Consider the following 20,169-nt stretch of genomic DNA (forward strand, 5'->3'; position numbering starts at 1 on the left):
TCAAAATGTTCCACCGCCAGGCGCCGGTCAAAGGCGCTTCCAGTAAATCAGCGTGCCGGTCAGGCCGCCATGCGGCTTCAGCGCATAGTCCGGTATTTCGCCGGTAAGCTGATAGCCGAGCGATTCGTATAAACCGGCAGCGCCATCTTCGGTGGCCGTGTCCAGTGTTAACAGGGTACGACCGTGCGCGGCAGCAAGGCGCTCTGCATCCAGCAGCAAGGCGCGCGCAATACCGCGCCTGCGATATTCTGCACGGGTCATCATCTTGGCTATTTCGCCACGGTGTGGCTGGTTCTGCGGTCCTTTCAGCAGCAACGTTACCGTCCCTGCCAGGATATCATTATCAAAAGCCCCCAACACGATGCGTTCCCCCTTCTCTGCCGATAGCAGGGAGTCCTGCCAGAACCCTTCGGCCACCTGCTGTGCCAGCGGATGCATAAATCCGATAGAACCGCCGTGCGCCACTACTGCTATCATCATGTCCGATAAATCTGCTATTGTCTGCCGCTCACTGCTGAGCACCCTGATACTGATCTGCATTGTTCTTAAATTTCCAGTCGTTATTTACAGTACAATCTATACATTTTTCTTCTTCGGAAAAATCTGTTAAAAAAACACGTAACCGAACGGTTTTATTTATTTTTATAGTATCCTTCACATAAAAAAGTTATTGTCATGATCAGCAAGGAAAATCAGATTACGGAAACTGCCATGCTCATCCGCAAGCCGGTAGCGCAGGTATACGAAGCCTTCATCGATCCGGCTGTCACTACTAAATTCTGGTTCACCAAAAGCACCGGCCGCCTGGATGAACATCAGGAAGTGGAATGGACCTGGGAAATGTATAACGTTTCCAGCCCCGCCAAAGTAATTTCCCTCACCCCCAACGAAAAGATCATCATCGAATGGGGCAAAGGTGATGATGCCACCACGGTAGAATGGACATTCAAGCCACTGGGCCCCGGCCAGACTTTCGTAGAGATTCTGCAATACGGCTTCAAAGGAGACACCAACGCCATCGTCCGCCAGATCCGCGATACCACCGGTGGCTTCTGCTGGGTACTGGCCGGCCTGAAGGCCTACCTTGAATATAATATTCAATTAAACCTCGTAGGCGACCGCTTTCCAAAGATTTGATTATTTGATTATCTGAGATTTGGTTATTTAAAATGCAGCGAAGATCTTCGCGAAAATCTTCGCTGCATTTTAAATAACCAAATCTCAAATGACTACATTTCAAATAAAACTGCATTTGTTCGGGGCTTCGGGTACGGGGGTTACTACGCTGGGGCGTGTGCTGGCGGAGGAGTGGCAGGTTCCGTACTTCGATAGTGATGATTATTTCTGGGAGCCGTCGGAGCCTCCGTTTACGGTACGGCGGCCGGCGGATGTGCGGAATGCACGGGTGCAGGCAGATATAGCGGCACATCCTGCATGGATACTGGGTGGCTCTGTCATCAACTGGGGTGATCAGGTGTTCCCGGTATTTGACCTGATTGTATTCCTGTGGCTGCCGCCGGAAATACGTATGCAACGCCTGCGGGAAAGAGAACTGGATAGATATGGCACCGTGATTATTACAGACCCTGTGCGTAAACGGCTATACGAAGATTTTATAGCATGGGCGGCGGACTACGATCAGCCTACCGGTCTTTCAGGAAGAACCATTCATGCGCATGAAGCCTGGATCAGCAGGCAGCAGGCGCCGGTGCTGCAACTGCGGGGCGACCTCTCCGTGACAGAACGGATGGCGCGGATAATAGCTGCCATCAAAAACAGGTAAGGCCCGCATGACGGGCCTCACAGATTGTTACTTTGTTTCCTTTACCGGAACATCAGCCGGAATGCTGACATCTTCCTTAGTTACCGGTACGTAGCTAATAGCCGTCGCGATAATATTCATCTTTTTGCTGTCCAGCCCCAGGATAGCGCCCTTGCCGGACAACATCCCCATAGGACCTGCACTGAACGGCAGCTCATCCGTCACCCAGAGCGTGGTAGGGCCATCTCCCCTTTTGGTAAGCACTTCCCTGCAGGTAAATCCCAGTATCTGTCTGGTGCGCGCGCCGGTCTTGTCTTTCCCCAGGTTGTTATCTGATTGTGGTACCAGTAGTTTCTTTCCGTCTTCCTCCATCAGCGACCACGCTTTGCCGGCGGAGCCGTCGGTGTATACGGCGATCTGACCTTCGTTGCTGACCATTTTTATTTTCGCACCTTCTTCTGAGGTGGTTTCTTCAGGATCTTTACGGGCCAGTCGTGTTTTATTGCCGTTGAAGAAGAGCATTTCCCTGCTGATCATTGTTTCGGGAACCAGGTCTTTGAACTGCTGCTGATCCGGTTTGAGCGCTGCGCGCACATTCAGCGTCACATCATAATCGATCCTTCCCTGTTGTTTATCCTGCGCCAGCAGCGTAGTGGCGCTGATGCCGGTCAATGCCAGCAGTAACATGAACTTTTTCATGAGTATTACTTGTTTTTTGATTTTGCAAAATGTTTAAGTTTATAGCCGGCGCTGAGCAGGAAAAATCTTCCCAGCGCATTATTTCTCCGGTCTTCGATATAGCCGTTTCCGTTAATGCGGTTAACGCTCTCATTCCGGTTGAGCAGATCTCGGACTTCCGCACGCAGGGTAAAGCGGTTGCCGATTTCTTTGCCCACGGCGGTATTCACGAGTAATATGGTATTGTTATAACCCGCGGCCATTCCCAGGGAGCTGAACCCGTCCAGGCTTCCTTCCAGTGTAATTTTCCAGGGCAGCGTTACAATTCCTTCCAGTCCGTACATCAGCAGCCAGTTGCTTTCCGGCAGCAGCGATGCTCCGGAGAAGCTGCGTTTATTCCAGGCAGCGCTGCCGCGTGCTGTCAGGCTTACATGGTCGCCCAGGTAATAGTTGACATTCATATCTGGTGTAATGGAAAATGTGCGGATGATATTGGACAAGCCATTGGTAAAAGTGGTATTCTTTGCCAGGCTGGTGGTAAGGCCAACTGTAAAGGAAGACCCATTCTTTCCCAATCCCATGCTTTTGCCGGCGGCAGCAGCAAGCAGATAATTACCACTGACATTCACGGGTACAATACTTTGTTTACCGCTGCTCAGATCTATACTGCTGCTGTCTGCGATGTCGGTATTGTAATAGGTGGCATCCAGTTTGGCAAACAGGCTGTTATTGTTGTTCAGCCGGAACGAATTGTATGTCAGCCCCGCATGCTGACTTTTCCGTTGCTCCAGCAGCGGGTTTCCGCGACGGATATACAATGGGTCGCTGTTATCTTCCAGCGGCTGCAGCTCTGATACAGAGGGCCTGGAAGTCTGCATATCATAGCGGAAAATCAGTTTATCATGTTTGCCTGTTTTCCATTCTGCATAGGCCTCCGGTAACAGCGCCTGGTAGCGGCCGTTCACGTGATACCCTTTCATACCGGAATGCCCGTCAATGCTACTCTGCTGCCAGCCCGCCCCTACTGTGTACAGCAGACGTTTATGATTACCGGACAACAGCATTTTCCCGGTGTATTGCAACTGCTGCGCTTCGTACTGGTCGCTGAAAAGCCGGTCCGGCGCGGTGTAATGTCCTGCTGCATCCGGCAGCTGCACCAGGCGCTGATAGTCGCCCTGACTGTAATACAGCTGTTGTCCTATCTGCAGACTGTGCGTGCGGGATAACGGTTCCGTATATACGACATTGGTATTTACACTGTAGATCTCTGCCTTATCTTTACGCTGCTGGTCAATAATTTCCTGCTTAGGTCCTTTTGGCAGATTATAAAAATCGCTGGTGGAGCGGTTATACGAAGTTCCATCTGAATGAAAATATTCCGGTTTCACGTTCAGCATAATGGTACGGCCTTTTTTGGGAAGACGGTGCCGCAGCAGTATATCGGTTGTCAGCAGCTGCTGGCGGAAATCGCTGCTGTTGAATTGTGTTCCCGTGTTCAGCAGCCGGAGACCGTCGGCAGACCAGGAACTGTAGCTACGTTCTCCCTGGTTTTGCGTCCGGGTAACATCCAGGTGCGGGGATACTTTCAGAGAGGTACGGTCGTTTATTTTAAAGTCCCCGCTGAGATCTGCGCGATGGTTGATATTATCCGCCCTGGTTGTGCCCGACTGCAGGTAGTTGTAAGCGGTATCCTGCAACCGGTATTGTCTGGCATAGTTATATTCCTGACGGGTATGATTATCATTGAAGAAGTAGCTGCTGCGCAGTTTCAGATTACGCCAGTCGTTGTTGAAGTTAAGTCCGCCGAAACGGGTGTCCGTAAGCCCTGACGGCCGCACTATCTCCGCCAGTGCATCCTGGCTGCCTTCCAGTCTTACGCCCTTCATCCGCGCCAGCTCCGACATAGCAGACGGAGGCAGGTTCCGGAGCATGTCCTTATTCTGCATAATCATTTTCAGCAGTTCGGAAGGATTAAATCCTGATTTGTTGACATTATTACCTTTTAACAGGGCAGATAGCTGCATATCCCCGGTGAAGCTGTTTACATTGAAGCCGCCTTCATAACGCCCATTGGAACCGGCGCCGGCACTGACATTGCCGAAGTAACCCTTCTTCCTGTTCTTTTTGGTAACCAGGTTGATGGTTTTTGTCTGCTGCCCGTCTGCCACCCCCGTGAATTCGGCCATATCGCTCTGCTTGTCCAATACCTGCACCTTATCGATCATATCAGCAGGGAGATTGCGGGTAGCGACCGACGGATCACTGCCGAAAAACTCCTTGCCGTCCACCAGTACCCGCTGTACATCCTCCCCCTGGGCTTTAATAGAACCGTCGCGGTCAACTTTTACGCCGGGCAATTTGCGTAGCAGGTCTTCCACGACGGCATTATCTTTTGTCTTGAATTTAGCGGCGTTATACTCAATCGTATCGCCTTTCATACGTACCGGTGGTATGTCTTCCCGGATGGTGATCTCCTTCAGCTGCAGGCCTGGTGTAAGCAGCATGGTTTCCGGCCAGCTACCGGGAACGGATACACGTTGTTGCCGGTCCTGGTAACCCAGGCTATGGATCTGTAAATCATATTTCCCGTTACTGATATTGCTGAAGGAAACTTTACCCTGCTGATCTGTAAGCGCAGACCTTAACAACGCCGTATCTCCGGCGGCGCAGATACGTACCATAGCGCCGGGAAGCGGTTTGCCGCTGACAGTATCCCGCACCGTGAGCTGCAGCATTTGCTGCGCCTTCAGTGTCAGCGGCGCTAAAAACAATAACACAAAAACATATCTTAAAAAACTGATCATAGCCACATTGATTATTCTGTGGCAAAACTAGCAGTGGTTATGTCAGGAATGGGTTAATGAGTATGGATTTAGTCTTAATGAGTGTTAATGTTTTAAATAATTGCGATTACGAATTGCGAATTACGAATGTAGAAGCGAAGAACTAAACGAAGATTAAAAGAGATATTGCATACTTATCACTTTTAATCTTCGTTTAGTTCTTCGCTTCTACATTCGTAATTCGCAATTCGTAATTCGTAATTCCTGTATATTACACAATCAGCTTGTATCCGCGGGCGCGGACATTAACAATCTGAATACTTTCATCCTGTTTCAGATACTTACGGAGGCGGGTAATATATACGTCCATATTACGGGCATTGAAAAAGCTGTCATCGCCCCACAGCTCCAGCAACATTTCTTTACGGGGAGTAATGTTATTGCGGTTATCTGCCAGCATCTTCAGTATTTCTGCTTCGCGCTGGGAAAGATGCTGAATGCTGCCACCGTGGTGCAGCTCCTGGCGGTTAAAATCAAATACATACATGCCCAGGCGTATATGATCGGAAGCCGTTTGCTGTACCGGGGCTGTCATGGTACGTTTCAGCAGGGCGTGAATACGGAGTATCAGTTCTTCCATACTGAAAGGTTTCCGGATATAGTCGTCAGCTCCTGCACGGAAGCCTTTGAGTACGTCCTGCACTTCTCCTTTGGCGGTGAGCAGTACCAGCGGAATATGCTGATCTGTGGCCCGGATTTCCTGCACTAAGGTAAGTCCGTCTTTCTTCGGCATCATCACATCGATGATGCATACATCCGGGCGGAAGCTGTGGTACAGCTCAAGGCCCTGTACGCCATTGGCCGCCTTCATCACTTCAAAGCCTTTCATTTCCAGCGTTTCTGCCACTACGCCGGCCAGTATTTCCTCGTCTTCCACCAGTAGCAGGCGAATATGCAGACTCATGATTTCTTTAATTGAATGATGAATGTGGTTCCCTGTCCAGGTGTACTTTCTACGGTTATGGTACCGTTCAGGCGGGTTACCAGGCTTTTAACATGACTGAGCCCCAGGCCGTGCCCCTTTACTTCATGAATATCTCCGTGCGGCACCCGGTAGAACCGGTCAAAGATAAAGGGCTGATGTTGTTTGTCAATACCCATACCCTGATCTTTTATAAAGAAGATGATGTACTGTTCTGTTTCTCTAACCTGAATGACTACACGCTTTTCCGGGGTGGCGGTATACTTGATGGCATTATCCACCAGGTTGGAAAAGATGGTTTTCAGGGCGGCGGGATACGTCAGTATTGTTTCCTGCTGTAATTGTGTGTCCAGGTCTATATGTACGCCGGGCAGCCCTGTAAACCTGGATACCACAGCTTTCAGCAGGTCAGCCGGCGCGATGGCGGCCATCTCACCGGTCATGTCATCGTCGCCGTGTTCCAGGCGGGTGAGCGCCATAATATTATCTACGAGGCCCTGCAGCTTACGGATTTCATCCTGGCCGAGGCGCAGGTAACGCGCTGTCTTCTCCGGATCATTTATACCGCCGAATGCCAGCAAAGCCTCATTGGTAGCGCTGAGTATGGCAACGGGAGTTTTCAGTTCATGGGTAATATTGCTGATAAAATCATTCTTCATCACTTCCAGTTTTTTCTGCCGTACAATAATTCTCCATAACGTCCAGATACAGCCGATGATGAGCAGTACCAGCAGAAAAGACAATATTATCGGCCATAATATTTTCAGCAGCAGCATACTGTTCAGGCCGGGGAAGCGCGCTACTACCAGCATGGGGTTGCCGGAGTGCGGTGTTCCCAGTGCAATGACGCCGGGCGCTTTGGTAATGGTGGTATCCTTGTTGTAAATCGTCAGCTGGAAGGGTAACAGGATATGTCTGTTCTTCAGTTCCTCCCGGTATTTCTTCGCCAGCAGTGCGGTATCCGGGCGGGTAAAATCTGACAGCACGAAAACACTGGCCAGGAATTGTGTCATGTCCAGCCCGGCACGGATAGGGTCAATATTTTTTTGGATGACGGTATCTTTTTTCCCCGACAGGTGAAGGGAATCAGCAGGCGACTTGATTACCTTTTTAAACACCTTCACCTGATCGTTCTGCTTCATTAATGAGTCAATGTAATCATTATAGCTGTCCGAATTGATGCTGACGCTGCTGCTCAGTTTAAAGGAAGAATCTGTGGCATTGCCGATCTTCTTGACAGATTCCACCACTGCCCGGTCGCGTGCTTTTGCCAGCGCATCGGAGGCCACCTGCGTGAAGCTGTCTTCCTGGCTGCGCCAGGAAGAACGCAGCCAGTACAGCTGGAAGGCCAGTACCGCCAGCGCGGTAGGTACCACAATCCACCAGATACGTTTGATAATAGCGTCCATACTGCAAATGTAAGGCAAGCGCAGTAGCGGCCAACCGGGTATTAACACTCATTAACACTTTTGCAGGAAATCTTAACAGTTGGCGGTCAGCCATTTAAACTACACCGGGGAAATCTCCGGCCATACTGCACCTGCATTACATGACAAGTATGCTAACTTTTACAGGATATACTGTCGACGCATTGTTTCGGAACCTATTGTTAACTATAACCCTCCTTATTATGAACAAGTTTCTACCCCTTTTTATCATCGGTATACTGATGCATTTCAGCCATGTGAAAGCCCAGAATGCCGACTATCTCTATTACAACCAGGCGCTCCCCTATCATCACTACAAGGCTGCCGGTATAGTGATAGATACGCCGGCTTCTGCCAGCAGCCCAAAGCAGGCGTTCCTGTTATGGAGTGCCAACGCGCCAGCAGACAGCACCAGGAGTACGCTGTCGCTGGACCAGTTTGATGCCAACGGCAATTTCCTGCAGCAGCGCGTAATACCACAAACCGGCCGCACACTGCCTTACCTGCTGCCGAAGAAAATTATACGGATGCGGAAAGGTAACGGCTATTACCTGCTGGGGTATGTTATTAAATCCCCCAATCCTGTTGGCGGTGTCGGCGTGTATTCGACACCGGTAGTCCTGCGGCTGGATAAACTCCTGAACCCGGTATGGGTGGAGAAACTGCATTTTGCCGCTGTATCCGTTAATACGGAAGCCTTGATTGAGTACAACGATATCATTGAGTCGGAACTCACCGGGGAAATTATACTGGCAGGACGTTACAGCCCGAAGCCTACCGCCATTACCCGCGTGCTGGTAACCCGGCTGAAGGCTTCCGGTACTATCCTCTGGAACTATGTCTACAAAATCAACACCGGCTGCAGCGCCAACGCCCTTTCACTCACAGAGGCCGGCGATGGCGGTATTGTGCTGACCGGTTATACAGAAGAATGCAACGGCAGTATCTCAGGTCCGCAGCAGACACTTTTCTTCCACCTGAAATCCGGCGGTACAGTGGTCAACAGCTGGATGTATACCGGCAACCCTGCATCTGCCGGTTATAAAATTATCAAACGGGAGAAAGATCAGTTTCTCATTACCGGTTACCTGGACCAGGTAGTCCCCACAGGGCTTACCAACAAACAGATACAGCTGCTGGATGTGAAACAGGATGGTACGCTCAATAGTATGTTCCTCACGGGCGATAAAGGCTATGAAACCGGTAATGACCTGATATTAAAGGATCTTGGCAACAATGTATATTACCTCTATTTCACCGGCTATACTTCCAGCTACTATCAGCAACCCGCTACAGAAGCGTATTTCGGATGGTTCAAATATGATGTGGGCTCCCTGAACCTGATAGAATTCAACACCTTCCCGGCACAGGTGTCTTACTATAACAGAACAGGCGTAGCTATTAAGGCGGCGGGCAAAGATAAGTTTGCTATTCTGGCAAACGGTGACTACAAGAGCAACGGCGGCCCCGCCAACTCCTTCAGCAATGTGCTGGTACGCGATCTGCAGAGCGGTACCGGCGACTGCTACAAGGCGCATCAGCCGCCTGTAGAGCCTTACAAACAGGCGCCCAAAGATCTTGGCGCCAAGGAAGATGTACTGGACTTCAAGGAATATACGGAAACCTTCAAAAAAGGTTTGAAGGTATATGCGGAGAAACTGTGCGGTCAGCTGGTGATTGATGCCGCAGACGCGCTGAACGCGGGTATTATCGAAAAAGCAGTGCCGGTAAATGATGCGCCGCAGGCAACTTCCGGACACCAGGCAGCGCTGGTGAAGGTATACCCCAATCCGGCCACCAGCCAGATATTTGTAGAATTCACCCGGCCCGTAAAAGAAAAGATACAGATTAAAATATTCGGGGCAGATATGCGCCTGTTGCGGCAGCAGGAAGCCAGCGATCATACACGGAAATCCGTTTCGCTGGACGGCCTGCCTGCCGGACTTTACTTCATTCAGGTTGGCTCCCGCTCACATCAGGAAATATTCAAGATCAGAAAGGATTAATCCCTGTTACTCACTTTCAATCCATTCTTCATCATGAAAAAACATCTATACCTTATCATTACCCTATGGCTGCTGAGTTTCAGCCAGGTACAGGCACAGAATGCCGACCAGCAGTATTACAATTCCCTGGTATTAAGATACCATTATAAAGCGGCCAGCTTTGTGGTAGATACGCCAGTCAGCACTACCAGCCCGCAGCAGGCATTTCTGCTGTGGAGCAGTAATGTGCTGGCAGACAGCACCCGCAGTGCCTTATCCCTGGATCAGTTCGATGCTGCCGGCAACTTCCTGCAGGAGCGCGTGGTACCGGAACCCGGACGCACGCTGCCTTACCTGCTGCCCAAAAAAATCATCCGTATTAAAAACGGGATCGGCTACTACCTGCTGGGGTATGTGATTCAGTCTCCCAACCCGACCGGTGGCATCAACGTGTATTCGACACCGGTAGTTATCCGGCTGAATCCTTCTCTGAGCCCGTTCTGGATACAGAAGCTGCACTTCGCCACTGTCACTACCGCCAATGCCAACACGCTGATAGAATACAACGATATCATTGAGGCAGCCAACGGGGAAATCATTCTTGCCGGCCGTTTCAGCGGTGCGCCTGCCGGACAGCAGCAGGTGGTCATAGTTACCCGGTTGAAAAATTCCGGCGCTATCATCTGGAATTATATTTACCCTCCCAATCAGCCCTGTAATGCCAATGCGCTGTCCCTCACCGAAGCAGTTGACGGCAACATTATACTGACAGGATACATTGAAAACTGCACCCCTCCGGGCTTCGCAGGCCCGCAACGCACCCTGTTCATGAGCCTGCAGCCGACCGGACTGCCCATTACCGGTTTTGCCTATACAGGCGTTCCGCAGTCTGCCGGCCGCAAAATTGTTAAACGCACCTTTACTGCCGGCAATGATGCCTTCTTCATCACCGGCTACATTGACGTACAGCTGCCTACCGGCGCTATTAACCGTCAGATACAGGTGCTGGACGTAAGAGAAAACGGTAGTATCGTCAGCCTGTTCCATGTAGGCGACGGCGGCCAGGAAGAAGCCAACGACCTGGTGATCCGCGACCTGGGCAACCAGAGCTACTATCTGTACCTGACCGGCTATACGACCAGCTATTATACACAGGTAGCGCGGGAAGTATACTTTGCCTGGCTAAGATATATACCCGGCAACCTGAGCCTAATGCAGTTCAATACCTATCCGCAAACAGCCAACTATACCACGCGGACAGGCGTGGAAATCAAGGCTGCCGGAAAAGACAGGTTTGCGATATTAGCCAACGCTGATTATATACTGCAGCCGGCAGCGCCGCTCAGCACTTTTTCCAATGTGCTGATAAGGGATCTGCAGGTAAGTACTACCGAGTGTATCAAGCTGCATCAGCCACCGATAACACCTTACCAGTATAGTCCTCAGCAGCTGGGCATTACGCCTTCAGCGCCGTTATTCAAGCAATATCCGGAAAACTGGAGCCAGCTGCTGCGTGTGCTGCCGAAATTACTCTGCGGACAATTCCGCGTAGATGCCCGTGGCGCACTGAATTCCAATATTATTGAAAAAGTGACGCCTGTAGCGGACAATGCTGCAAAAGATGCACAGCGGAAGGACTCGAAAGTAAAAGTATATCCGAATCCGGCTACCAGCCAGGTTTTTGTGGAGTTTACCCAACCTGTAAAAGAAAAAGTACTGATAAGAGTTTTCGGGGCAGATATGCGTTTGCTGCGACAGCAGGAAGCCAGTGATAACAGCAGAAAAGCCGTTTCACTGGATGGATTGCCGGCCGGACTGTATTTCATACAGGTAGGTACGCGTTCGCACCAGGAAATATTCAAGATCAGAAAAGACTAAGCAGCCGCTAACACTACATATCAGCGCCAGCTTCCGGCAGGAACTGGCGCTTTTTTTGTCGCATTATACTTGTAATTTGTCGGAATGGATACACTGCTTTCTGCGCCTGAGTCAGTAAATTTATAGTAACTAAAAAATTGCAAACGTCTATGCGAGGTAGAGTTAAATCTTTGCATGTTAAAACCATTGACGAGTATATTGCAGCTTTTCCCGAACCGATGCAGCGGGTTCTCAGTCAGATCCGCGAAACTATCCATGCCACTGCTCCCCCCGGTGTCAGGGAAGCCATCAGATACTCCATGCCGACTTTCATTTTCTATGGTAACCTGGTACATTTTGCTGCTTTCAAACATCATATCGGTTTTTATCCTGCGCCGGTAGGGGTAGAAGAGTTCCGGGAAGAGCTATCCGGGTACAGGACCGGGAAAGGCTCCGTGCAGTTTCCGCTGGATGAACCGATGCCACTGGATCTGATTGCCAGGATTGTACAGTACCGGGTAGAGCAGAACCGGAGAAATCCGACAGGAAATCCGCCCTGGTATAAGCCAGGGATTACCTGAGATGTAACGCGGGTTATTTATGCGGATTTGTCAGGCCGCGCTGAATCAGGGATTCAGCGGTTGCGAGGATAGTTTCGTTATTGGATCGTGGTTCCCAGCCGAGTACGCTTTTTGCCTTTTCATTGCTTAGTTTCCTGACTACGCCCAGTTCGGCGCGGAGGGTTTTCATTTCAGGGTTAAAGAGTGCAGCAAAACGTATCAGCCAGTCGGGCAGCGAGCGGGAAGGCACGCGGGCAGCAGCTTCTCCCAGGTTACCTTTCAGCAGCTGTGCAATTTCCGCCAGCGTCATGGGCTCGCCGGCAGCGGCGAGGAAACGCTCCCCTCTGGCTGCGGGGTTGGTCATGGCGCGCAGGTGAATATCTGCCACATCGCGAACATCCACTACGCCGAAGGCTATACGTGGCAGGCCGGGCATGGCTCCGCTCAGCATGCGTTGTATGATATGTACAGCCGCAGGCATATCAGGACCCGGTACCGGACCGAAGATGCCCACCGGATTTACGACCGACAGCTCCAGGTCGCCGCCTTCCCTGGACATAAACTCCCAGGCGGCACGTTCTGCAATGGTTTTGGATTTAATATAGGCGCCGGTACCTTTTACATCGGGGTTGGTCCAGTCCTTTTCCGTGAAAGGGGTATGGTCCTTTTTCGGCGTGTAGCCGATAGCGGCAAAGGAAGAAGTAAGCACCACGCGTTTCACGCCGGCATCGCGGGCGGCGCGTAATACATGCAGGACGCCCTTTCTGGCGGGGATTATCAGGTCGTCTTCATTTTTAGGTGCGGCTACAGGGCCGGGCGAAGCTATATGTAAAACATAATCGCATCCGGTAACGGCTTCCGGCCAGCCTTCGCTGGTATGCAGGTCCGCTTCCACAAAAGAAAGCATATTGCCCGGATGGGCGCCCCCCGCCTGTAACAGGGCGCGTACGGCGGGTTCGCGTTGCAGCGAACGCACGGCGGCACGCACACGATACCCGTAATGCAGGAGCTGTAAAATGCAGTGCGAGCCTACAAATCCCGAACCTCCGGTGACAAGTACCCTGGTTTCCATATCGTTGTTTTTGTTATGACAGTTCGCGGATGGCGGACAGATGATGGTCATCATGTTCAGCCACAAAGCAGGCGAGGTCTATGATACGCATCGGCGTCTTCAGCCGCGGATGCAACGCGGTATGTTCCAGCTGGACGTCTTCCAGTTGCAGCAGCCTGTTTACAAATATTTCCCTTTGTTCCCTGAAATGCTGCAATATTATTTTAATATCGGTGTTGTTGTGCTGTGCGTTGTGCGTACGCTGATTGGTCAGGTCCGCCACCCGCAGATCCGTAGCGCCCTCCTGCAGATCTTCCAGTCTGCCGAGCCATAACGGCTCCATATCTCCCAGGTGTCCGGCCTGTTCATGAATCGTCCATTTGTCGCCGTGGCGCAGGGTTAATTTTGATGGGGCAATACGGCTGATCATTTCTTCCACCCTTGCCGGTGTGCCGCTTAAACGTTCAATGATGGAAGGTAACAGGCCATTGTCGGTGATGGCCGGGAAAGATCTGTCGAACCATGCTGTTTTTTTCATGACTATCTATTGTACAATAAATGTAAGTATTCTGCGCCGTTTTAAAAAAATAGATAGAGTTCTCTATTTTTTCAAAAGAATGCCTACCTTTAGAAAAAATTAAGCGTATGACCGGGAAACTGAAAGTACGGGACAGGATATTGCAGGTGGCGGCCGATTTATTCTACCGGCAGGGGTATAATCAGACAGGCATCAATCAGATCATTGCGGAAGCGGATATTGCCATTGGCTCGTTGTATAATCACTTCCCCTCCAAGAACGACCTGCTGATGGCCTACCTGGAACAGGAAGATACAACCTGGTTTGAGCAGTTTGAGCAATTCAGCCGCCAGGCAGGCACCCCCCGGGAGAAAATTCTCCGGTTTATTGACTTCCGCATAGAACAGCAGCAGCATTCCGGCTTCTGTGGCTGCCCTTTTGTAAAGATCATTGCAGAAGCCGGCACACATGATCCGGTGCTGACGGCGTTTGTACAAAGCCATAAAGATAAACAGCGCACCATGTTGCAGGGCTACTTTAAACAGGTACAGTGCGATGATGCGTGGGACCGGAAACTGCTGTGCGAAACCTTTTTCCTCATGGCGGAAGGCGCTACTATTACCACCACCATTACACGTAATATGCAGGCGCTGGAGAACGTCAAAAAATTCATCAAAAAAATTATTGCCTGAGCGCGCCCGCGCATTCATCATTATTACAGCTGATATTCCCCTGCGCTGACGGCGTTTCCAATAATGCCCGTACCGCCGGTACGGCGAAGAGAAGTTGCTGTCCGTAGTAAACAGCCGGTGCTGCCACTCCGCCTGCGGAGAAAGGGATAACCATGCCGGTACATTTTTTTTGTTTTAAAAATAGATAGATCTATCTATATAATTTAAAAAGCCATGAAACAACACACTTCCCCCTGGTTACCGATGTTCATTGTATCATCGTCCATCTTTCTTGCAGTGATAGACATTTTCATTGTCAATGTAGCGCTACCTTCCATACAGAAAGGCATACACGCCACCAACGGAGAGTTGCAGCTGGTCATCGCTGTCTACCTCCTCGGCTACTCCTGCTTCCTGATTACCGGCGGCCGGCTTGGAGATTATTACGGCCGTAAGAAAATCTTCCTGGCAGGCATGTTGTTATTCACGATCAGCTCCTGCTGCTGCGGACTGGCAAATACAGGGCTGCAACTGAATACAGCGCGTTTCTTCCAGGGCGTATCCGCTTCGCTCATGACGCCACAGGGCATTTCCTACATACAGGTACTTTTTACGGACACCAATGCCCGCCTGAAAGCGATCGGCGTTTATGGCATCATTGCCGGCTCGGCATCGGTCATCGGGCAATTCCTGGGAGGACTCCTGCCCGATATACATTTTCTGATGGAAGGCTGGCGGCTTATCTTCTTCATCAACCTGCCGCTGGGCATCGTGGCACTGGCAGCCGCGCTGCTTTTCCTTCCCGAAACGGCGGCAAACAAAACACAGCGGTTTGACTACGGCGGCGTAGCCCTGCTCACCCCCGCCCTCTTCTCCCTGATATATCCGGTAATACAGGGCCGGGAGCTGGGATGGCCTGCCTGGAGCATTTTCCTGCTGCTCCTCTCTGTGGCCCTGCTGCTGATATTCCGCCGCGATCAGCAACGGAAGCTGGCGCGCAACGCAGCCCCGCTCATGGATACACGCCTTTTTCACTTCCGGGATTTTAAAATCGGACTATACGCCACCATATTCTACTTCCTGGTACAGGAGCCCTACTTCTTTGTTACCGGTATCTTTTTCCAGAACGGGCTGGCCATGCATTCCTCTACAGCCGGCATCTACTTTGTATTCCAGGGCATCGGTTATGTCATCGCTTCTGTCATCTCCGTAAAACTGATACCGGTATACGGCAAAAAGGTTTTACAGTCAGGCATACTGATAATGATTATATCCCTGCTGCTGCATATACTTTTCCTCACCTCCCCGCAAACGCCTCCTGTCAGTATTGCCCTCATTCTTTTCGCCTACGGACTGGGATGCGGTTCCGTACTGCCTTCGCTCCTCGCCTGGTCATTAAAGAATATTCCGCATCATTTTGCCGGCGCAGCCTCCGGCACCTACTATACCGTACAACAATCTGCCATCGCCCTGGGAGCAGGTATTACCGGCGGCGTCTTTTTCTACGCCGCCGGCAACAACCCCGTACTGCCCGACTATGTGCATGCTTACCGCATAGCCATCTCCTTGAGCATCTTTCTCTTACTTTTGACAAGCATCTGCCTGTATATCATGCCGGATAAAACCCGGTAAAATTATTTTGGGATTTAGGGATTTTGGAATTTTGAGATTTGAAATGCAGCGGAGATCTACGCGAATATCTTCGCTGCATTTCAAATCTCAAAATTCCAAAATCCTTAAATTCGTAAATAATTTTGGCAGGAAAATTGACCCAAAGCAACCCGAATATTAATCCTCTATTTTTATGAATGAAGTGAATGCATTGCACAACGCCCTGAGAAGTAACAGGCTGGATGAAGCCAGACAACGGATGGAACAGGGAGAAAAACTTCCAAAAGACCTTGCCCCCTTTGACAAAAGCCAGATTTATGATGTGCTTGCCAGGACCAAAGCATATGACCTGATTGACGCCCTGATTAAAGACCGTATCATTGAAACCGATATTTATGAATACGAAAAATTAGACGGCAGCATCTTTGAAGTCCTGTTCCGCAACGGCGCAAAGGAATCCGTTGACCTGGCATACCTGGAATCCCTGCTGGGCAAACTTGATAACATTAATGATGCCGTACAGGATAAAACATTGCTGGGAATCGCCTTCCAGAAATCTGCCCCCCTGGAATATATACAGCTGCTGGCAGATGCAGGCTGCAACATCCGCTATAAAAATAATTATGAGCAGAATTACCTGTACCTGATTGCACAGGAATATGCCATTAAGGAAGATACCGGTATTGCCTACCTGCAATACCTGCTGGACGAAGGACTGGACCCCAACGAAGGAAATATTGTAGGAGAAACCGCCCTGCACCTGTCTTTGCGCAACAAAAAAAATAAATACACGGATCTTTTGCTGGAACGCGGCGCAGATCCCAATCAACCGGGGAAAGACGGAGAATCCGCCTTCTACCAGGCCATCGTGCATTACGTTTGCGATGCGGCTTTGTATGAAAAGCTGACCACCTATGCGCCGGCCGACTTCAACGCGGTCAACAAAAACGGGGAAACGCTGCTGTGCGGCGCCTTACGCATGCGCAGGCGCGGAGATGACCATGAAACCACGCTGATTAAAGCGCTGATCCGCGATGGGGCAGATGTGTACCAGACATCTCCCTGGTACCAGCAGGATAAAGCGGCGCTCGACTGGGTCACTGAATATCCGGCCGATATGCTGCAGGCTATTCTGGATACAGGCGTAATTGAAACAGACCGCCGCGACAACCAGGGAAATACACTGCTGCACAAGGTTTGCGGCTATAACGTTAACTATGACCAGGAAGCTGCCCGCCAGCTTTACCGCAAAGTGAAGCTCCTCCTGGAACACGGGGCAGACAGCAGCATTACCAACGATGCAGATCAGCTACCCATGGACCTCGCCGCACAGGATAACCTGAAATCAAAAACCGTTGAATTACTCTTAAAAAATAAAGCATAGCATATGTCCATGTCATTCATTGTTGCCTGTGAAAGCGGCAAACGTAAAATAGCAGAAATCCTGCTGGCCAATAACGAAGTGGATGTTGCCTATACCGATGAAAAAGGCAGAACAGCGCTGCACTATGCCTCGCACCACGGTTACCTTGATCTCGTAAAACTTTTGCTGGATGCCGGCGCCGACCTGGATTACGAAGATCATAACGGGGAAACGCCTTTTTACTTTTCCTGTCTGCAGAAACAGAAACAAACCGCACTCTATCTCCTGGAGAAAGGGGCACGTACCAATATCAACGACCTGCAGGGAAACAGCCTGCTGCACCTGACCGCCAAAACAGGCCAGAAAGAGCTGGTAGACAAGCTGCTGGAACAAGGTGTTCCCGCAGACCTGGAAAACAACGAGGCAGAAACGCCTTTGCTGATAGCCGCCTCCTGGCGTAATAAAGAGATTGTGCAAACGCTGCTGAACAACGGGGCCAATGTAAACACCACCAACAAGGCCGGCGATCATCCGCTGATAGTAGCCACCCGTGCCAAAAATCCGGTTATGGTTACCACCCTGCTGGAAAACGGTGCGGATGTTAACCATACCAATCATGCCGGCGAATCTGCCCTGCTCATCGCCTGCTATGATACCAACCGGGCGCTGACCAACATGCTGGTACAACATGGCGCAGATGTGCTGGTGACCTCTAAAAACGGTTTATCTCCCATCTGGTATGCCTGTGCCAACAACCAGAAGGAAATAGTGGGCATGTTCCTGGATAAGGGCATAGATGTGAATTTCAGTCAGCCGCTGTCTGCCGAAACCGTCAGCATGAACAGCTACCTCGAATGGGTGGAAAGCGCGTCCAGCCTTTCCATGGAAAGCTCCTTCTCGCTCAGCCATACCTATAGCTACGGCGGGGAAAGCCTGCTCCATGTAGCGGCCAAAAACGGTCATCTCAGCATGGTAAAGCTGCTGCTGGAAAGAGACGCCAACATCAATATACAGGATGAATCTGGCAATACGGCATTGCACTATGCCTCCTCCGCAGGGAAAAAAGATATCGTAAAATACCTGCTGGAACACGGTGCAGACGTTACCGTAGTCAACACCCGGGAGCAGAAGGCTATTGATTACGCCTCCATTAAAGGATTCAATGAAATAGCCACCCTCCTGCTTGGTCACCATTCCCCTCAGCCCAGGACAGCTCCGGTGGTCTCATCTCCGGCAACGCCCCCTGCTCAAAGCATCAGCGATAAAAAACAGGCCCTCCTGGACCTGAAAGCACTACTGGACGCAGGCATCCTTTCCCAGGCCGAATTTGATGCCGAGAAGACCAAAATACTGGCTATGTGATTATTTGGTTATTTGAGATTTTGTATCCAATCAGGGTATTCTTTTGTACCGCTAAGTACAAGAGAATACCCTGATCGGATACAAAATCTCAAATAACCAAATAACAAAATAATTCCTATCTGATCTCCGTAAAGTCTATTGTTTTTCCGTCGTCCTTGCGGGCGGTGGCCTGCATGACGGATTCGATGATCGTGGTTTCATCCTTCTTGCGCATGGTGGGCGGAATGGCGCCCGCGAAGGCGCCGATCATGGCAATCATGATATATATAACTATCCGCAGGATGCCGGACAGGAGTTTCATTGTTTTCACGTTGGACAATAATTTAGTATAGCCGTTACCGTGATGGCGGTACGACAGGGTGATGAATAGAGAATAAAATGTAAGCAGCCGGATGTGGCGGGAATCAGGTGGTGAGGAGCGGGTCTTCGTCTGTATTGGCGGGGGCTGGCAGCTTCATTGGCAGCTGGCTGCGGTGGCTGGTGTGGCGATGGAGAACGGGCAGCGGGGTGGCTGTCAGCTCCGGTGTAGCAGGCGTGCAGCTTCCTGCAGGTTGCGGTGGAAAGAGATGATGGCAGTAACGGAAATGTGCTGTTTTGCCGGTCCTGTACTGATGGCCGGCATACAACCACTCCGTCCGGACGCCGGCAGCTCCTGCACCTTTACAGGAAGTGGCCGGTAATGACAGGGATATGCTGGCCAGTATCAGGAATACTGTCAGCAGGGAATAACGCCTGTCCCGGCAGCCGGGTGAATCATAAAGCGGTTTCATACAGCTTAAAATTAATCCTTTTCCCCTGATATAGTATTGCTGTGGATAACAGCAACGGTTACCCGGAGGAAAGCAGTTGATCCTGTCATGATGTGGAACAGTTGTCAGGGCAAGACTGTAAAAAGCCGGCAGGGCATCTCAAAAATTTTTGAACGATTGTTAAAAAATATACATTTGCGGCATCATGGCCAGACTAAAAGAATTTAATCCGGAAGAAAGGTTGGAGAAGGCCAAGCAGCTTTTCTGGGCGAAGGGATATAATGCCACGTCCATGAAAGATATTGTGACGGTGATGAAACTCAATCCGGGCAGCATTTACAGCACTTTCGGCGGCAAGCAGGAGCTCTTTATGGAGTGCCTGAAAAAGTATGCCGGCGAACGGTTGTCAGCTTTCCGGCAGGAAGCCGGCGGAGAAGGTTCTCCCCTGCAGGTGCTGGAGCAGGTCATCCGCGAAGGCGCGTCTGTGCTTATCCGCGAGGGCAAAGGATGCATGACGGTGAGAACCATGCTGGAACTGGGCAAAAAAAATAAACAGGCCCACACGGTAGTCACCTCCCAGGTGAAGAGCATCATCGATATTTTTGAAGCGCTGCTGGTGAAAGCGCAGGAAGCCGGCGAAGTACACGCCCAGCGGGAGCCACGGGAGATGGCCATGTTCCTGTACGCCGGTTTCAACGGGGTCTGGCAGATAGATATCCTGCTGAATGACAAGCGTTATGTGAACAGTGTGATTGATCAGCTGATAGACAGCGTACGGCGCTGATTTTTTTTACCTGTTTTTTGAATAATC

The 20,169-nt window shown here is 50.6% G+C and carries 20 protein-coding genes; 10 read left to right on the forward strand and 10 right to left on the reverse strand.

What is annotated here, in order from left to right; all coding sequences use genetic code 11:
* Positions 1-27 precede the first annotated feature (27 nt).
* Positions 28-540, reverse strand: coding sequence for a GNAT family N-acetyltransferase (locus GWG06_RS17960; RefSeq protein WP_160714849.1), 513 nt, complete (start codon positions 538-540; stop codon positions 28-30).
* A 135-nt stretch (positions 541-675) separates the two neighbouring features.
* Here GWG06_RS17960 and GWG06_RS17965 point away from each other — a divergent pair, with 135 nt between their 5' ends.
* Both GWG06_RS17965 and GWG06_RS17970 read left to right on the forward strand, forming a co-directional pair.
* Complete coding sequence (locus tag GWG06_RS17965; RefSeq protein WP_127036926.1) at positions 676-1,137, forward strand: SRPBCC family protein; 462 nt, start codon at positions 676-678, stop codon at positions 1,135-1,137.
* Positions 1,138-1,225: 88 nt separating this feature from the next.
* Positions 1,226-1,783 carry a P-loop NTPase family protein gene (locus GWG06_RS17970; protein WP_202183055.1) on the forward strand — a complete coding sequence of 186 codons (558 nt, stop codon included), beginning with the start codon at positions 1,226-1,228 and terminating at the stop codon, positions 1,781-1,783.
* A 27-nt stretch (positions 1,784-1,810) separates the two neighbouring features.
* Here GWG06_RS17970 and GWG06_RS17975 read toward each other — a convergent pair whose 3' ends face one another.
* The 4 genes from GWG06_RS17975 to GWG06_RS17990 all read right to left on the reverse strand — a co-directional run bounded on the left by GWG06_RS17975 (position 1,811) and on the right by GWG06_RS17990 (position 7,614).
* Positions 1,811-2,461: a hypothetical protein gene (locus GWG06_RS17975; RefSeq protein WP_160714851.1), complete on the reverse strand. Its 651-nt coding sequence runs from the start codon at positions 2,459-2,461 to the stop codon at positions 1,811-1,813.
* A 5-nt stretch (positions 2,462-2,466) separates the two neighbouring features.
* Positions 2,467-5,244, reverse strand: a complete 2,778-nt coding sequence (locus GWG06_RS17980; protein WP_160714853.1) for an outer membrane beta-barrel protein — start codon at positions 5,242-5,244, stop codon at positions 2,467-2,469.
* Between the two features lie 250 nt (positions 5,245-5,494).
* The gene (locus GWG06_RS17985; protein WP_127036920.1) at positions 5,495-6,187 is read right to left on the reverse strand and encodes a response regulator transcription factor; all 693 of its coding nucleotides are present in this window, start codon (positions 6,185-6,187) and stop codon (positions 5,495-5,497) included.
* Positions 6,184-7,614 (reverse strand): sensor histidine kinase, encoded by a 1,431-nt coding sequence (locus tag GWG06_RS17990; protein ID WP_160714855.1) that lies wholly within the window; start codon positions 7,612-7,614, stop codon positions 6,184-6,186. The genes GWG06_RS17985 and GWG06_RS17990 overlap by 4 nt, the downstream gene beginning before the upstream one ends.
* Positions 7,615-7,835: 221 nt before the next feature.
* On the opposite strand from GWG06_RS17990, the gene GWG06_RS17995 reads away from it, so the two are divergent.
* From GWG06_RS17995 to GWG06_RS18005, 3 genes are all read left to right on the forward strand, one after another.
* Entirely contained in the window at positions 7,836-9,638 is a 1,803-nt protein-coding gene (locus GWG06_RS17995; RefSeq protein ID WP_160714857.1) for a T9SS type A sorting domain-containing protein, read from the forward strand.
* Between the two features lie 33 nt (positions 9,639-9,671).
* The gene (locus tag GWG06_RS18000; RefSeq protein ID WP_160714859.1) at positions 9,672-11,495 is read left to right on the forward strand and encodes a T9SS type A sorting domain-containing protein; all 1,824 of its coding nucleotides are present in this window, start codon (positions 9,672-9,674) and stop codon (positions 11,493-11,495) included.
* A gap of 149 nt (positions 11,496-11,644) precedes the next feature.
* Positions 11,645-12,055 carry an iron chaperone gene (locus tag GWG06_RS18005; RefSeq protein ID WP_127036912.1) on the forward strand — a complete coding sequence of 137 codons (411 nt, stop codon included), beginning with the start codon at positions 11,645-11,647 and terminating at the stop codon, positions 12,053-12,055.
* A 13-nt stretch (positions 12,056-12,068) separates the two neighbouring features.
* Here GWG06_RS18005 and GWG06_RS18010 read toward each other — a convergent pair whose 3' ends face one another.
* Both GWG06_RS18010 and GWG06_RS18015 read right to left on the reverse strand, forming a co-directional pair.
* Positions 12,069-13,106: an SDR family oxidoreductase gene (locus tag GWG06_RS18010; protein ID WP_160714861.1), complete on the reverse strand. Its 1,038-nt coding sequence runs from the start codon at positions 13,104-13,106 to the stop codon at positions 12,069-12,071.
* Positions 13,107-13,119: 13 nt separating this feature from the next.
* Positions 13,120-13,623, reverse strand: a complete 504-nt coding sequence (locus GWG06_RS18015) for a DinB family protein (RefSeq protein ID WP_127036909.1) — start codon at positions 13,621-13,623, stop codon at positions 13,120-13,122.
* Positions 13,624-13,730: 107 nt separating this feature from the next.
* On the opposite strand from GWG06_RS18015, the gene GWG06_RS18020 reads away from it, so the two are divergent.
* A complete protein-coding gene (locus GWG06_RS18020) occupies positions 13,731-14,294 on the forward strand; it encodes a TetR/AcrR family transcriptional regulator (protein WP_127036907.1) in 564 nt (187 codons plus the stop codon).
* On the opposite strand, the gene GWG06_RS18025 is transcribed toward GWG06_RS18020, so the two are convergent.
* Complete coding sequence (locus GWG06_RS18025; RefSeq protein ID WP_160714863.1) at positions 14,284-14,448, reverse strand: hypothetical protein; 165 nt, start codon at positions 14,446-14,448, stop codon at positions 14,284-14,286. The two genes, GWG06_RS18020 and GWG06_RS18025, sit on opposite strands and share 11 nt — an antisense overlap.
* 59 nt (positions 14,449-14,507) lie before the next feature.
* Between GWG06_RS18025 and GWG06_RS18030 the strand changes: the two genes are divergently transcribed.
* The 3 genes from GWG06_RS18030 to GWG06_RS18040 all read left to right on the forward strand — a co-directional run bounded on the left by GWG06_RS18030 (position 14,508) and on the right by GWG06_RS18040 (position 18,609).
* A complete protein-coding gene (locus tag GWG06_RS18030) occupies positions 14,508-15,905 on the forward strand; it encodes an MFS transporter (protein WP_202183056.1) in 1,398 nt (465 codons plus the stop codon).
* Positions 15,906-16,077: 172 nt separating this feature from the next.
* On the forward strand, positions 16,078-17,268 hold the full coding sequence (locus GWG06_RS18035; RefSeq protein WP_160714865.1) for an ankyrin repeat domain-containing protein: 1,191 nt from the start codon (positions 16,078-16,080) through the stop codon (positions 17,266-17,268).
* Between the two features lie 3 nt (positions 17,269-17,271).
* Entirely contained in the window at positions 17,272-18,609 is a 1,338-nt protein-coding gene (locus GWG06_RS18040) for an ankyrin repeat domain-containing protein (protein ID WP_160714867.1), read from the forward strand.
* 115 nt (positions 18,610-18,724) lie between these two features.
* On the opposite strand, the gene GWG06_RS18045 is transcribed toward GWG06_RS18040, so the two are convergent.
* Positions 18,725-18,919, reverse strand: coding sequence for a hypothetical protein (locus tag GWG06_RS18045; RefSeq protein WP_127036901.1), 195 nt, complete (start codon positions 18,917-18,919; stop codon positions 18,725-18,727).
* Between the two features lie 94 nt (positions 18,920-19,013).
* On the reverse strand, positions 19,014-19,379 hold the full coding sequence (locus GWG06_RS18050; RefSeq protein ID WP_160714869.1) for a hypothetical protein: 366 nt from the start codon (positions 19,377-19,379) through the stop codon (positions 19,014-19,016).
* 184 nt (positions 19,380-19,563) lie between these two features.
* Here GWG06_RS18050 and GWG06_RS18055 point away from each other — a divergent pair, with 184 nt between their 5' ends.
* Complete coding sequence (locus tag GWG06_RS18055; protein WP_160714871.1) at positions 19,564-20,142, forward strand: TetR/AcrR family transcriptional regulator; 579 nt, start codon at positions 19,564-19,566, stop codon at positions 20,140-20,142.
* Positions 20,143-20,169: the final 27 nt, after the last annotated feature.

Origin of the sequence: Chitinophaga solisilvae (assembly GCF_009928525.1) — a bacterium.
GTDB classification, from domain to species: domain Bacteria; phylum Bacteroidota; class Bacteroidia; order Chitinophagales; family Chitinophagaceae; genus Chitinophaga; species Chitinophaga solisilvae.